Raw genomic sequence first — 14,718 nt, 5'->3', positions numbered from 1 at the left:
CCATAAACCGGCGGTCCGGAACTGATCCAACTAACACATGACATTTCGGCTGGAAGATTTGGGAACACCTGTACAATATGGGCACTTAAAGTAGTTTCACTTCCAATTACTCTCATGTCTCCCCTACCTGTTTCATCCGGCGAATATTCTGTTCCGTCATACCTATTACGGTAAATCTGAGAAACATCTTCTATTGAAACCTTTTCATATCCTCTTTTTTTAATGTAGTAATGGTTTAGAAAATCAGCTATTTTTATGAAAATTTTGTTTAAAAAAAGAAAAAAATTAAAGTAGCAGGGATGCTACTTATTCTGGTTTTGAGATTAAGTCTGTTTTACAACCTGGGTTTCCTTCTTTCATGTGAGGGGTTCTTAAAACAGTGTCGTTTGCTTTTTCGATTTCTCTTGCTTCTTGTGCTAATTTAGCAGCGCATGCAGCGATTTCGTGAGCAGCAGCTACTAATGGGATGAAGTTTTCGAAACCTTTAGTCATGAAACAACCTTTCATGTCTAAGTTAGCAACGGATCCAGCCATTTCGTATGCAGCAATAGCTTTTGCTTTTGCGTATGGGTTAGCGAATCCACCAGCTTCTGCAGCTTTTTCAGCAGTAATTATGAGTTTAGGTAATTCGATTGCGCCTGCTTCGGCTTGTTCGATTACGCCGTCAATGGTTTTTTGGACTAATCTTAATGCTCCTGTTTCTGCTAATACTTTTAAGATGTCGGAGTTGAAGATTGCCATTTCAGTTGGGTCTAACCATTCTCTTTTTGCACCAATCATTGGGTCAGACATTACGATAATGTAACCTAATCCTTGTTCGTCCATTTCATCTTTCTTACCTTTACCTGGTGCGTCACCAATGATGATAGCAGGGATGTCTTTTTCAGATAATAATTCTCTTGCTCTTGCTGGTCCAGGTGCACCTGGGTTTGGGCTAATGAAGATTGCGAAATCAGGTTCGAAAGCGTCTATTTTAGGAACAACGTCTTCTACTTGTTCTGGGTTCATTTTTGCTCCAGATCCAAATGTTCTTACATCGATATTTGGTCTGTCTGCTCTTTCGTCTAACAATAGGTCAATTACTGGTGAAGGACCAATATTACCACTTTTAATAATAGCAATTTTAACTACCATAATTAAGTCTCCTTTTTCGATATTTATAATTTTAATTCAAAAACTATTTAAATTTTATTATTTATCCTTTTTAAACAATTTATTAATCAGTTTAATGAATATTATTCATTATTTTAATAAAATAAGTTAAATTATATACAATCTTCCATTTATTTAGAAATTTTTTGAGAAAATAATATTAATAATTGTTAAATTTTTAGAAAAAATCACCTAAAAATGATGAGCATTTTAGCAAGAAATTTTAAAAATCTTAAAAATTAGAATGAGTGGTTCCGACGAGATTCGAACTCGTGATCCCCTCCTTGTAAGGGAGGTATCATACCACTAGACCACGGAACCAACAAATATTATTATGGTTTTGTTCTTATATAAACATTTCGGTTATTCATATTTTTTAGTAAAAATTTATATAAAGATAACTATATAGTTATTATCACAATTAAAAAATTGAAGTGATAAAATGGCTTGGGATGACACAGCTAATAAAATATGGTTTGATGGAAACATGGTGGACTGGAAAGATGCAAATATTCATGTACTTTCTCATGTTGTCCATTATGGTACAAGTGTTTTTGAAGGAATACGTGCATATAAAAATGAAAACGGCGTTGGTGTATTTCGTTTAAAAGAGCATGTACAACGTTTATTCGATTCAGCAAAAATTTATAAAATTGAAATTCCTTATACTCAAGAAGAAATTGAAGAAGCAATTTTAGAAACTGTTCGTGTCAATGATTTAGACGGTTGCTACATACGTCCTATTGTATTTAAAGGCTATGGGGAACTTGGTGTGGATCCTACTAACTGTCCTGTCAACGTGGTTATTGCCGCTTGGGAATGGGGATCATATTTAGGCGAAGAAGGAATGGCAAACGGTGTGGATATTGGTATTTCATCATGGAGAAAACCGGCACCGGATACCTTCCCGGCACTTGCTAAATGTGGTGCTAACTATATGAATTCCCAATTAGCTAAACTTGAAGCTATTGACAACGGATATGATGAAGCTATCATGCTTGACTATGAAGGCCATGTATCAGAAGGTAGCGGAGAAAACATTTTCCTTGTTGAAGGTGAAAAATTGTTCACTCCGGCAATGTCTTCATCTAACCTCAAAGGTATTACAAGGGATTCAGTCATGACCATAGCTCGTGATTTAGGTTATGAGGTTGTTGAAGAGGTAATTTCAAGGGAAAGATTATATGCAGCCAATGAAGTATTTTTCACAGGAACTGCAGCAGAAGTTACTCCAATCAGGTCTATTGACCACAGAACCATAGGAATCGGTAGAAGAGGGCCTATTTCTGAAAAAATACAAACTGCATTCTTTGATATTGTTGAAGCTAAAGTTGAAGATAAATACGGTTGGTTATCTTACATTTAATCTGGTGTAGTCTATGAATATAATTCAAGGGATTATAATTGGTATTGTTCAGGGATTGACTGAATTTTTGCCAGTTAGTAGCTCAGCTCATTTGGTCTTTATTCAAAATATTTTGGGTGTTGAAAGCTCTCTTGCTTTTGATACTTTTCTTCATTTGGGATCATTGCTTGCAGTTTTATGGTTCTTTAGAGGAGATATTATCAAAATGCTTAAATCATGGTGGTTAAGCATCGGTGATCTTCTTCAAGGAAGGTTTAAGCAAGGCTTTCATGAGGACCCGTATAAAAGACTTGCATGGTATGTAATATTGGCTACTATTCCTGTTGGCCTCGTCGGAGTATTGTTTGAAGACTCTGTAGATGCACTATTTTCCGGGGCGCTTTATGTTCCCGCATTCTTTTTATTTGTAACCGGTACTATCCTTTACTTATCCCAAAGAATGACCAGTGGCGAGATAAATTTCCATAATGTCAGTGCCAAGGAATCATTATTTATGGGTTTAGGTCAGGCATGTGCAATTTTGCCGGGCCTTTCACGTTCAGGTACTACCATTGCAGCAGGACTTGTAATTGGATTGGATAAGGAGTTTGCAGCCAAATTCAGTTTCATATTATCAATTCCAGCTATTTTGGGTGCTTTCCTATTGCAGGTAAAGGATATTGGTTCTGCAATGGATGCGAATTTTTTACCTATAATCTTAGGTTTTGTTGCGGCATTTGTTGCAGGTTATGCAGCTATTAAATGGATGCTTGACTTAATTCAAAAAAGAAGTTTGGATATATTTTCATACTATTGTTGGGCCGTAGGCATAATAGTATTCATGGGTTCAATAGCCCATATATTCTAAAAATAAGATTTATAGAGATTATTTAAATCTCTATTTACATACTTTTTCTATTTTTTTTCTTAATTTATCGACGGAATTTCCTAAAACCAGTGCTGTAAACATTGCTCCGCCAGCTCCGGCACCTTCCTTAACGAATCCTTTCAGATAATTTTTCAATCCGTCATGTTCGGATTCTTCAAATCTCGGGTCAACTACATTTACAGCGATGTTATCATCTATCTGCTTTAAGATACCAAATAAATCTGCAGTTTCATCGCCTGCAACATAAACTGTTGTGGCCAAATTGATTCTTGAAAAATCGAAGGTAGGCTGTATGTTCTTTATGATTGCGCATACTGCGGCCATTTGTGTTCCTCCAGCCAATATTACTGGAATTTCTGAACCTAAAACTATTCCCGCTATTGCCGGCAATGTTGGATCCCCTACTGCTCCTATTGCTTGGATGGCGTCAATTTCATCTTTTTTGGGGTCAAGGCCTGCGTTTTTCAGTCCTTCATCCACCACTTTTGTTTTCATGTCATGAGGATTGTGTGGCATGCTTCCGCTTACTTTTTCATTGGCGTCATAGCCAAGTGCTCTTAGGACTCCTAAAGCGGTTGTGGTTCCTGCCGCTATACTTTCACCGATTATAAGAATTTCATGTCTTCTTGATAGCTCAGCACCTAAGTCTTTTGCATTTTCAAATATCTCAAGCGGATTAAGAACTCCTTTTCCAGTTCTTATGTCCCTTCCATATTCTTTGCCTAGGCTTACATATTCTAAATCGGGTTTGATTTTAGATCCTGCATCAAGAATAACAAAAGGAACCTCTGCAAGTTGAAGTGATGCTTTTGTAAGTCTTGCAGGAGTTGGTGCTGCCGCATCACCCACTACAGTTTCAGCTGGGGCAGCACAACATCTTACTTCTCCCAAAACCATAAATTCGGCATCTGAAGCAGGAGTATATATTGTTAGTTCTGCAGATGGGCCGGCACCTGAAATGCCATCCATCAATGAGGTATCGGTTGTTCCGATAGTAAGCAAAAATACTGCATCATTGGATTCTTGCAATTTTTCTACCAAATCGGTTGAACCATAAGTTGTGACTCCATCAATCATCCTTTTCACCCTGTTTTTTCAGTAAATCAATAATAATTTTATTTTGGTTAATAATTTTTTTGTTTTGAAGCATAATTTTCTTTAACATTTCAATTTCTGGAAGTTCATCATCTGTTTGGAATGTTTGGCCATCTCTTGCTCTTGGCGGAATTCTAATCTGGTCTTTTGGAGGAAGAGATGTTTTTTCATCTCCTCTCGGAGGTATCACTCCTCTTGAAGCACTGTCTTCATTTGAAATGAAGTCAACATATCTGTGTGTCACCTTGTTTTTTGACCTTTCATCAAGCAATTCCATTAGCCTGTCATCAACTTCCTTAACTCCATGAAGCTGCTCCTGCTCCACTTCATGCAATAATCTTTTTTGAATGTTGTAAGCATTGTAAATTGGAATTCCTCTTGTTTCGCATTCATTTTTAAACATATCACTTATATTGATGTCTCCAGTCAGTTTTTTAACTCTTTTTTGTTCTGGAGTATTAGCACTATAAAATCCCATACTTTCACTTATGTTTTTTTAATTTAAAAAATATTTTTATATTCTTAATTAGTAATATAGTAATTAATTAAATTTTTTAGTGATTGTCTTGATAAGTTTGGGGATTGAAGGGACTGCAGAAAAGACCGGTGTAGGTATTGTTGATGGTGATGGGAACATATTAGCCATGGCTGGAAAACAGCTGTTCCCGGAAGAGGGGGGAATACATCCAAGACTGGCCGCAGAACATCATGCCAAATGGATTCCTGAGCTTATTCCCCAAGCTATTGAAGAGTCAGGTCTCGATTATTCTGACATTGACTTAATCTCTTTTTCACAGGGCCCTGGACTCGGTCCTGCTTTAAGGATTGTCGCAACTTCAGCCCGTAGTTTAGCATTATCATTAAATAAGCCTATAATTGGTGTTAATCACTGTATTGGTCATGTTGAAGTTGGAAAGCTTGATACTGGTGCAGTCAATCCGGTATCACTTTATGTAAGTGGTGGAAACAGTCAGGTAATTGCCTATGAAAGCGGGAGATATAGGATTTTTGGCGAAACCTTAGACATAGCCATCGGCAATTGTCTTGATCATTTCGGCCGTGAAACCGGCTTGGGACATCCCGGAGGGCCAGTAATAGAAAAATTGGCCGGGGAAGGTTCATACATAGACCTGCCTTATGTTGTAAAAGGCATGGACTTTTCATTTTCAGGATTGCTGTCTGCCGCTTTAAGGGAAGCTGAAAAGGGAACTCCTATGGAGGACATTTGCTTTTCACTTCAGGAAACCGCCTTTTCCATGCTTGTTGAAGTAACCGAGAGGGCATTATCCCACACACAAAAGGATGAAGTGATGCTCTGCGGTGGGGTTTCTGCCAATTCAAGATTGCGTGAAATGCTCAGGACAATGTCTGAAGAGCATGGAGCCAAATTCTACATGCCAGAAATGAAGCTATGTGGTGACAATGGAGTCATGATTGCATGGCTGGGCCTTTTGATGTGTAAGGAATTTGGCCCTATGGATTTGTCCCAAACTGGAATCATACAGAAATTCAGAACAGATGAGGTGGACATTCCGTGGATTGACAATTCAAAATCCTATTTGAAATTAAGTGATGATTTGATAGCCAAAGGTGCGGAGTCCAATATTGTTAAAACCAGTTATTTGGGCGAAAATGCCGTTTTGAAAGACAGAATCCCTAAAGGATATAGGATAAGAGAAATCGATGATAAAATCAGAAGGGCAAGAACAAAAGAGGAAGCCAAGCTATTGTCTGATGCAAAGCGTGCCGGTGTAAGGACTCCTGTTTTGTATGATATCGATTTGGAAAATAAGGCTATTGTCATGGAAGAGATTGATGGGCCGATGCTTAAGGATGTTATAAATGATGATTTGGCATTCGGGATTGGTGAAGAGATTGCAAAGCTTCATTCAGCAGACATCATTCATGGAGACATTACCACATCAAATATTCTGCTTCGGGATGACAATCTTGTTTTCATTGATTTCGGACTTGGAAGATATTCTAACCTTAATGAAGATAAGGCTGTTGATTTGCTTGTTTTAAAAAAGTCCCTGCAAAGTATTGACTATAATCTTGCTTTAAGATACTTTGATTTTGTTTTAAAAGGATATGGTAATGAATCAATTGTAAATACAATATCTGATATTGAATCCCGTGGAAGATATACTCATTAGTTAACTATATTAAAAATTTATAATATACTATTTTTATGATAACATTTATAACTGGTAACGAACATAAAGTTAAAGAAGCAGAGAATATTTTCAAAGATTATGACATTAAGTTGGAGCATATTGATTTGGGTTACACAGAACCTCAAGGAACTCTTGAGGAAGTGGCCATATCAGGCGCAAAATATGCTTGTCGTAAGCTTGAAAGACCTGTGATTGTTGAAGATGCTGGTTTATTCATTAAAGCTTTAAATGATTTTCCTGGGGTCTATTCACACTATGTTCAAGATACCATAGGAAATCAAGGAATTTTAAAGCTATTGACAGATACTGATGACCGTTATGCCGAATTCAGGTCAGTTATTGGGTACTGTGCCCCCAATTCTGAGCCCAAGACTTTTTTAGGCAAGGTGTCAGGTGAAATCGCAGTTGAAGAGAGAGGAAATTTAGGATTTGCTTTTGATCCTTTGTTTTATGTTCCAAGTGAGGGTAAGACATTCGGTGAACTTACAACTGATGAGAAAAACCAATTTTCACATAGAAAGAATTCATTAAAAAAATTTATTGAATGGTATTCTAATCAAGAATAATTATTTAAAAATTTATAAAGAGGTTATATTATGGCAAGACCAGAATGGGTAACTTATAGTGACGAAGAAATTGAAGAAATGATTTTGAAATTTAACAAAGAAGGTAAAAGTACTTCCGAAATCGGTATTATATTAAGTGACCAATACGGAATTCCGTCTGTAAAAGATGTAACCGGTGAAAGAATCACTGAAATTTTAGAAAGGAACGGTCAGGCTGGAGAATACCCAGAAGACTTATTAAACTTAATCAAAAGAGCTGTTAACATCAGGGATCACTTGGAAGAAAATCCTAAGGATTTACACTCTAAAAGAGGTTTAACCATTATCGAATCCAGAATCAGAAAATTAGCTTCTTATTACGTAAATGAAGGAAAATTACCAGAAGGTTGGAGATACAATCCAAAAGAAGCAGCACTCCTTGTTAAATAGGGCTGAAGAAGCTACTAATATGCTCAAAGAGCATATTGAAAAGGATAGTGTTATAAGAATAATTTCTCATAACGATGCTGATGGAATCTCATCAGCGGCAGTGATAGCTAATGCTTTGGCTGAAGAGAACGTTCAGTTCCACACTACCATTATTCCACGTCTTAAGGCAGATATTGTGAATCAGCTAAGGCATGAAAGCTATGATTTATTTATCTTTTCAGACATGGGAAGTGCATTCGTAAAGGAATTCAATACCTATAAAAAGGATGTAATCATCGCTGACCATCATCAAATTGATGGTACCGAATCAGAAAGCAATGTGGTTCATTTGAATCCCCATATCTTTGACATCGATGGCAGTAAAGATCTATCCGGTGCAGGTTCAAGTTATTTGATTGTTCGTGGTCTTGGAAAAGAACATTTGGCTCACTTTGCTTTAATTGGTGCTTTTGGTGATATGCAAGGACAAAGCGGGTTCACAGGTGTTAATCGTTTAATTCTTAACGATGCTTTGGAAAGTGGTGTTTTGGAAATTCATGAAGATTTGAAAATCGTATCTAAATCTTCCGAACCTATTTTCAAATCCCTCGCTTATACATTTTCACCACCTCTCCCTGGCATTAGTGGAGATTTGGAAGGTGCTCAGGAATTTTTGGAGAAAATGAACTTGTCTTACGGAATCAAATTCACAGATTTGGAAGATGAGGAAAAGGACCTTTTGAAAGATGCGCTTATTAGCATTAATCCGGATATTTTTGGGGATTGCTATACCGTTCCAAGAGAAGTTCCCCTGTTGCGTGATTTGGAGGAATATTCATACATTCTTGATGCATGCGGCAAGAACAAAAAACAGGGTTTGGGTTTAAGCATAGCTCTCGGCGAGAAAGGGCAGGCTATTGATGCTGCTTTAAAACTGCAGAGGGAATACCGTGACCAAATCGTTAAAGGACTTGAATGGGTTAAACGTGAAGGTGCAGTTCAGCTTTCAGATATCCAATATCTATACTCTGAAGATAAAGTGTTGAAATCTGTAATGGGAACAATAGCAAGTATTGGTTTGTCTGTGGAATTATTGGACAATTCCAAACCTGTAATTGGCCTATCAAGACTTCATAAGGATATTAAAGTTTCCGGCAGGACAACAAGGGAAATGGTTGCTCGTGGCGTTAACCTCGGAAAGGCCCTACAGGATTCTTCAAACAATTTTGGAGGACAGGGCGGAGGTCATGACATTGCTGCAGGTGCAATGATTCCATATGAAAGTAAGGATAATTTCTTGAACCTTGTAAATGAAATGGTTGAATATCAATTGAATAACTGATTAATATGTTTTTAACTAAAAAAGAAGAACAAATGTGTGATGGTGAGTTTGGAGAGACCATTAGAAAAAGCATGGATATCCTAGTCGCACTTGGAGATATTTACGGTGCTTCTAAATTAGTTGACATTACTTCCGCACAGGTATCTGGTGTTTCCTATAAGACTATTGGGGAAGCCGGATTGGAGTATCTGGAAGATTTGGCCAGTGATGGTTTGGGTGTTGCAAGTGTTAATGCATCCTTAAATCCCCCTGGAACTGATTTGGATAATTGGAAAGAGTTAGGTTTTCCAGAAGAGTTTTCCATCAAACAAAATAAGATAGTTGATGCTTATGGAAAACTTGGAATTTCTAAAACCTGTACATGCACTCCTTATTTGGTGGGTAATGTTCCAAGATTTGCAGATCATGTGTCCTGGTCTGAATCATCTGCTGTAGCTTATGTCAATTCTGTAATTGGAGCTAGAACAAATCGTGAAGGAGGTCCGGCAGCATTGGCTGCAGCAATTGTTGGTAAAACTCCTTTATATGGTTTCCATTTGGACCGCAATAGAAAAGCCAATTTGGTTGTCAATGTTACAACCGAGTTAAGAGGTGCTGATTTTGGTGCATTAGGTTATATAATCGGTAAAGTTGTAGGTAGTGGTGTTCCATACTTTAAACTTAAGAATACTCCTGATAATAATGATTTAAAAACATTAGGTGCAGCTTTAGCTTCATCCGGTTCAGTTGCTCTTTATCATATGGAAAACGTTACTCCGGAATATAAACAGGCAGGTGTTGAAGATGTTGAGGATATGATGTTTATTTCTGAAAAGGAAATATTAAAAACTCGTGAAGATTTATCTACAACTGACAGAGAACCTGACTTAATTTGTTTAGGATGTCCTCACGCATCACTTGAAGAAATTAAAAGAGTAGCTAACATTGTTCAGGGTAAAACTATTAAAAACAAATTATGGATTTGCACATCAGTCAGCGTAAAGGCAACAGCTGATAGGATGGGATATACCAAAACCATTGAGAATGCAGGCGGAAATGTTGTCTGTGATACCTGCATGGTCGTAGCTCCTATTGAGGATATGGGCTTTGAGGTGATTGGTGTGAATTCAGCAAAAGCAGCAAACTATGTTCCATCAATGTGTGGATTGGATGTTGTTTATAATGATGTGGAAAATCTTATTCAATTTGAATAGGTTTTCTCAATATTACTTTTTTTAAAATTTTAAAACTTTAAATTGAATAAACTCTATATATTATACTAATCTGATGTGATGAATTGTTGATGAATTATTTAGTAGTTGGTGCCGGAAATGATAGCTGGTCCGTTGCAGGATTATTAAATTATTTGGACATATGTTACTATCGCTGATTTAAGACATGTTTGGATGAAGGAAGTAGGAAATATGAATGAATCTGACTTTAAAAAAGACACTACCTTTGGTGTAATTGGTGTTTGCGGAGCTAATGGTAATTTAATAGCTAGAATACTTAAAGAAAGAGGATTTAATGTAATTGCCACTGACATTACTCAAAAAAGAGATTGCAGATTTGCAAGTGCACTTGAAGGTTATGACATCGATGTTTTCTATGGCAAAACACCTGACGCGTTCTTTAACAAAGTCGATTATGTTATTCCTCCAGCCAGTTTGCCTAAGGATTCAGAGATGTATAAAAGAATCAATAAACCCATTTTGGAATTGACAGATATAATTGAAATTTTCAAATCCGAAAAGGAAGTATTTGGAATAACAGGCACCAATGGTAAAACCACTTCAACCACCTTGCTTAAAAAGATAGCTGCAGACAATGGAATCATTCCTTGTGAACATAATCTGGAAGGAATGCAAGGAAACGCAGAATTTATTCCAATTTTACAGTCAAGATTAGATGCAGAAGTTGGTATTTTGGAAGTGGGAACATTTGGAGTTCCAGGCACTGTTGAACGAATAGTTAAAAATACAAACATGTCTGCAGGTCTGATTACAAACATCACTCCGGATCACTTAAATGATTTGGGGAGCTTTATGGATTACGCTAATGTTAAGGCGGAATTCATTAAAGAGTTAAACGGTAAAAAATTAATCGTTAATGGCCATGACCCAACAATCATGGGTCTTTTAAGAAAATTAAATTTTGAAGGTGAGGTCATTACCTTTGGTGTTGATGAACGTCCGGATTCAATTGGTATAAAGGAATGCGTATGCGGTAATGAGCTCGCTGTTAAAGAGATTATTTCCGGTTGTGGTTATTACTTCTGCAAATGTGGCTTAACAACTCCACAGGTTGACTACATTGCAACAAATGTGAATTTGACTAATAGAACTTTTGATTTACACACTCCAGAAGGGAAATTGCAGGTTAAAATGGCAATAGATGGGGTTCATAATGTTTATAATGTCACTGGTGTAATCATTGCAGCTCACGAATTTTTAAAATTGCCTTACGATAAAATACTTGAAACAGTATCTACTTTTACCGGAGTTGAAGGAAGAATGGAAAAAGTGGATAAGGTAAATGGAAAAACCGTTTTTGTAGATTATGCCCATAATCCCGCAGGTGTTCAAACTGTTTTAAAGGAGTTCCAAAAATTATTTGGAGACTTTACAACTGTCATTACGGTTTCATCCGAATCAGGTTATGTTGGTGATTTGGAGATTTTCAATAGTGTTTTGAAATTTTCGAAATTTATAGTTCCTGCATCACCTGCATCCCAAAAGATAGCTAGGGAAAAATTGGAAGAGAATTCCAGATTAAACGATAGGATATTTTTAAACCACATTAGTGAGTTTGAAAAACAGGGCACTCTTGGAGCCAATGAAAAAGATGTTCATGATGGAATAAAAAAAGCATTGAATTTGGATTGTGAAATGATAGTGGCTATCGGTGAAGCCGCCACCAAGTTCAAATCCGTAATTCATGATTTGGCCGAATGATGTATGAAACTTGCACAGTTGTTGGCCTACTTTCGATTACTTTTCAAATGCTCTCACTAACAGTTTATAAATGCTAAAACCAATATGTTAATTAAGGGTATTGGTAGAATATTTTTCATAATTTCAGATTTAACTATATGAGGTTTATTCATGGTGAGCTATATTAATCATCCTTTGATAAAGGAAAATTCCATTGAATCAAGACTTTATCAGCAGATTCTTGCGGGGGATGTTTTAAAGAATGGTAATACAATGGTCGTTGCACCAACCGCATTAGGCAAAACAATTGTAGCCATTTTGGTAGCTGCCGATAGATTGTATAAAGTTAAAAACTCTAAAGTACTTGTTTTGGCACCATCCAAACCTCTGGCCATTCAGCATGAAGCTAGTTTTAAAGAATTTTTAACCCTGCCCTGCACTTCCATAACTGGTGCCGTTAAAACTGATGATAGGGTTAAAAGATGGGAGGAGTCCAGAATCATTTGCGCAACACCGCAGACTGTTGAATCGGATTTGCTAAACGGGCGTTATGATTTGAGTAGTGTTTCATTGGTTGTTTTTGATGAATGCCACCATGGTGTGGGATCTTATTCTTATGTTTATTTGGCTTCAAGATATGTTCAGGAATCCAAATTCAATTTGATTTTAGGTCTGACTGCTTCTCCAGGTTCCGATAAGGCAAAAATCAAGGAAGTTTGTCAAAATTTGTATATTCAAAGCATTGTTGTTAAAACGGAAGATGACAGTGATGTAAAACCTTACTTTAATCCGGTTGAAATAGATTGGGTTAGAGTCAAGATGAGCAAGGAATTGGAAAAAATAAAAACTCACATAGATAAAGCTCTAAAAATCAGACTTAAGGCTTTAAAAAACATGGGCGTTATTAAGACGGTTGCTGTTGGAAAAGTTGATATTTTAAAAGCAAGAAGCAGGATTCAAGGCGAAATTGCAAGAACTACAAATCCGGATAAAGATTTATTCCAGGCAATTTCAATATTAAGCGCTGTTATCAATATTCAGCATGCTCAGGAGTTAATTGAAACTCAGGGAGTTTCAACATTTAACAGGTATGTTGCAAGGCTTCGTAAAAAAAATACCAAGGCTGCAAAATCATTGATGTGGGATGACAATTTTTCACGTGCAATGAAACTTGCAAAAGAAGCTGAAAAACATGGATGGGAACATCCTAAATTAAGAGAACTTACTAAGATTCTTAAAAAAGAATTGGGTTCCCTTGATGGTCAAACTAAACTCCAATCAACAAGATTTACAGATAAGGAAGATGAATCATCATCAAAGATTATTGTATTTACACAATATCGTGACACTCTTGAAATGATTCATCAAAAACTTGAAAAGGAAGGAATAAAATCTGCTAAATTCTTCGGTCAGGCCACTAAAGATGGTGAAAAGGGTTTAACTCAAAAACAGCAAAAGGCCATTATTAAATCTTTTAGGATGGGAGAATATGACGTGCTTTTGTCAACCAGTGTTGCGGAGGAAGGTATAGATATTCCTGCCGTTGATTTGGTTATTTTATATGAGCCTGTTCCATCCGAAGTTAGAATGATTCAAAGAAGGGGCAGGACAGGCCGTAAAAGAACAGGTCGTGTAAAAGTCCTTATAACCAATGGCACAAGGGATGAAGGCTATTACTGGTCTTCAGTCAATAAGGAGATCAGCATGAAAAACCAGTTAATAGACCCTGATGTTTTGGAGGAATTGAATGCTACAGCACTTTTGAGAATGGAGAATGAAAAGAAGGTCAGGGTCATTGAAAAGCCTAAAAAAGAGAATGATTTTCCAATAGTTTATGCCGATTCGCGTGAGGGTAATTCGAAGGTAATTAGACATTTGACAGAAATGGAAATTGACGTTAAGGTTCAATCGATGGCGGTTGCCGATTATCAGGTTAGTGATGAAGTGGCTATTGAGAGGAAGACCGCAAAAGATTTCGTTGATTCCATAATCGATAAAAGATTGTTCAAGCAGGCCCGAGAATTATCTGAAGAATTCAAAAAGCCTGTTTTGATTCTTGAAGGTGATGACTTATACGGAGGTATGGTTAATGCAAATGCCATTCGGGGGTCTATTGCTTCAATAGCCTTGGATTTTGGAATAAGCATTATTCCTACTAGAAATGCACAGGATACTGCGGCAATGATTAAAAGAATAGCTATTAGAGAACAAAATGGAGAAAGAACTCCAGTTCAAATAAGAACAGATAAAAAACCGGTTAGCTTATTGGAACAACAGCTGTTCATTGTAGAATCATTACCTAATATAGGTCCGGTCAATGCTAAAAATTTGCTTGAGCATTTCGGCTCTGTAGCCAATATCATAAACGCTTCTGAAAAGGAGCTTCAAGAAGTTGAAGGAATTGGTAACAAAACAGCTGAAAATATTAGAAAAGTCATTGATTCTAAATATTTGTATTTTAAAAAAGAGATTAAAGAAAAAAAACTTCTTTAGAAGTTTTTCTTTATGTATTCATAACTTTTTTTAATAGAATCTTCATCATTTACTTCAATGATGTAGATGCCATCATATTTTTTTGACTCGAAAGTATTGATGATACGTTTTAAATCAATAGAGCCTTCACCTAAAGCAAGGTGTGAGTCATCATCACCAAAATTATCATGCATATGTATGTGTTTAATCGAATCAAAATACATCTCATCTGCGGAGTATCCGACATGGTTTGCATGACCGATGTCAAGTGTCATGGACATATCGTTTTCTGTGAGGAACTCATCCAGCCTTTTCATGTCCATGTAAATCATGGCCTCAAATGTCGGCATGTTTTCAATT

The 14,718-nt window shown here is 36.7% G+C and carries 14 protein-coding genes and 1 tRNA gene; 9 read left to right on the top strand and 6 right to left on the bottom strand.

Annotation, left to right across the window (positions count from 1 at the left end; translation table 11 throughout):
- The 3 genes from ACKI4K_RS06930 to ACKI4K_RS06920 all read right to left on the bottom strand — a co-directional run.
- Positions 1 to 224 (bottom strand): C69 family dipeptidase (locus ACKI4K_RS06930; RefSeq protein WP_407423586.1); only part of this gene is annotated, 224 nt, incomplete at its 3' end.
- 82 nt (positions 225 to 306) lie between these two features.
- A complete protein-coding gene (locus ACKI4K_RS06925; RefSeq protein ID WP_407423582.1) occupies positions 307 to 1,134 on the bottom strand; it encodes a F420-dependent methylenetetrahydromethanopterin dehydrogenase in 828 nt (275 codons plus the stop codon).
- A 267-nt stretch (positions 1,135 to 1,401) separates the two neighbouring features.
- Positions 1,402 to 1,473 (bottom strand) — tRNA-Val (locus ACKI4K_RS06920).
- A gap of 121 nt (positions 1,474 to 1,594) precedes the next feature.
- Between ACKI4K_RS06920 and ACKI4K_RS06915 the strand changes: the two genes are divergently transcribed.
- Positions 1,595 to 2,518 carry a branched-chain amino acid transaminase gene (locus ACKI4K_RS06915; protein WP_407423580.1) on the top strand — a complete coding sequence of 308 codons (924 nt, stop codon included), beginning with the start codon at positions 1,595 to 1,597 and terminating at the stop codon, positions 2,516 to 2,518.
- Between the two features lie 13 nt (positions 2,519 to 2,531).
- Positions 2,532 to 3,365 (top strand): undecaprenyl-diphosphatase UppP, encoded by an 834-nt coding sequence (gene uppP, locus ACKI4K_RS06910; RefSeq protein ID WP_407423578.1) that lies wholly within the window; start codon positions 2,532 to 2,534, stop codon positions 3,363 to 3,365.
- Between the two features lie 30 nt (positions 3,366 to 3,395).
- Here the strand turns inward: uppP and cobT are convergent, their stop codons facing one another.
- Positions 3,396 to 4,463 carry a nicotinate mononucleotide-dependent phosphoribosyltransferase CobT gene (cobT, locus tag ACKI4K_RS06905; protein WP_407423576.1) on the bottom strand — a complete coding sequence of 356 codons (1,068 nt, stop codon included), beginning with the start codon at positions 4,461 to 4,463 and terminating at the stop codon, positions 3,396 to 3,398.
- On the bottom strand, positions 4,456 to 4,959 hold the full coding sequence (locus ACKI4K_RS06900) for a hypothetical protein (RefSeq protein WP_407423574.1): 504 nt from the start codon (positions 4,957 to 4,959) through the stop codon (positions 4,456 to 4,458). The genes cobT and ACKI4K_RS06900 overlap by 8 nt, the downstream gene beginning before the upstream one ends.
- Before the next feature lie 79 nt (positions 4,960 to 5,038).
- On the opposite strand from ACKI4K_RS06900, the gene ACKI4K_RS06895 reads away from it, so the two are divergent.
- The 7 genes from ACKI4K_RS06895 (at position 5,039) to ACKI4K_RS06865 (ending at position 14,379) form a co-directional block, all read left to right on the top strand.
- A complete protein-coding gene (locus tag ACKI4K_RS06895; RefSeq protein WP_407423572.1) occupies positions 5,039 to 6,637 on the top strand; it encodes a bifunctional N(6)-L-threonylcarbamoyladenine synthase/serine/threonine protein kinase in 1,599 nt (532 codons plus the stop codon).
- Between the two features lie 35 nt (positions 6,638 to 6,672).
- A complete protein-coding gene (locus tag ACKI4K_RS06890; RefSeq protein WP_407423570.1) occupies positions 6,673 to 7,224 on the top strand; it encodes an XTP/dITP diphosphatase in 552 nt (183 codons plus the stop codon).
- Between the two features lie 30 nt (positions 7,225 to 7,254).
- On the top strand, positions 7,255 to 7,653 hold the full coding sequence (locus ACKI4K_RS06885) for a 30S ribosomal protein S15 (RefSeq protein WP_407423568.1): 399 nt from the start codon (positions 7,255 to 7,257) through the stop codon (positions 7,651 to 7,653).
- Positions 7,643 to 8,974 carry a DHHA1 domain-containing protein gene (locus ACKI4K_RS06880; RefSeq protein ID WP_407423584.1) on the top strand — a complete coding sequence of 444 codons (1,332 nt, stop codon included), beginning with the start codon at positions 7,643 to 7,645 and terminating at the stop codon, positions 8,972 to 8,974. The genes ACKI4K_RS06885 and ACKI4K_RS06880 overlap by 11 nt, the downstream gene beginning before the upstream one ends.
- A gap of 5 nt (positions 8,975 to 8,979) precedes the next feature.
- Complete coding sequence (locus tag ACKI4K_RS06875; RefSeq protein ID WP_407423566.1) at positions 8,980 to 10,167, top strand: aconitase X; 1,188 nt, start codon at positions 8,980 to 8,982, stop codon at positions 10,165 to 10,167.
- 192 nt (positions 10,168 to 10,359) lie between these two features.
- Positions 10,360 to 11,907 (top strand): Mur ligase family protein, encoded by a 1,548-nt coding sequence (locus ACKI4K_RS06870; RefSeq protein ID WP_407423565.1) that lies wholly within the window; start codon positions 10,360 to 10,362, stop codon positions 11,905 to 11,907.
- A 150-nt stretch (positions 11,908 to 12,057) separates the two neighbouring features.
- Positions 12,058 to 14,379, top strand: a complete 2,322-nt coding sequence (locus tag ACKI4K_RS06865; RefSeq protein WP_407423563.1) for a DEAD/DEAH box helicase — start codon at positions 12,058 to 12,060, stop codon at positions 14,377 to 14,379.
- On the opposite strand, the gene ACKI4K_RS06860 is transcribed toward ACKI4K_RS06865, so the two are convergent.
- Positions 14,376 to 14,718 (bottom strand): sugar phosphate isomerase/epimerase family protein (locus ACKI4K_RS06860; protein ID WP_407423561.1); only part of this gene is annotated, 343 nt, incomplete at its 5' end. The two genes, ACKI4K_RS06865 and ACKI4K_RS06860, sit on opposite strands and share 4 nt — an antisense overlap.

This window comes from Methanobrevibacter sp. (assembly GCF_045644645.1).
In the GTDB taxonomy this organism is placed as follows: Archaea; Methanobacteriota; Methanobacteria; order Methanobacteriales; family Methanobacteriaceae; genus Methanocatella.
The sequence above is the reverse complement of the archived record's forward strand: the minus strand, read 5'-3'. Positions and strand labels throughout refer to the sequence as shown.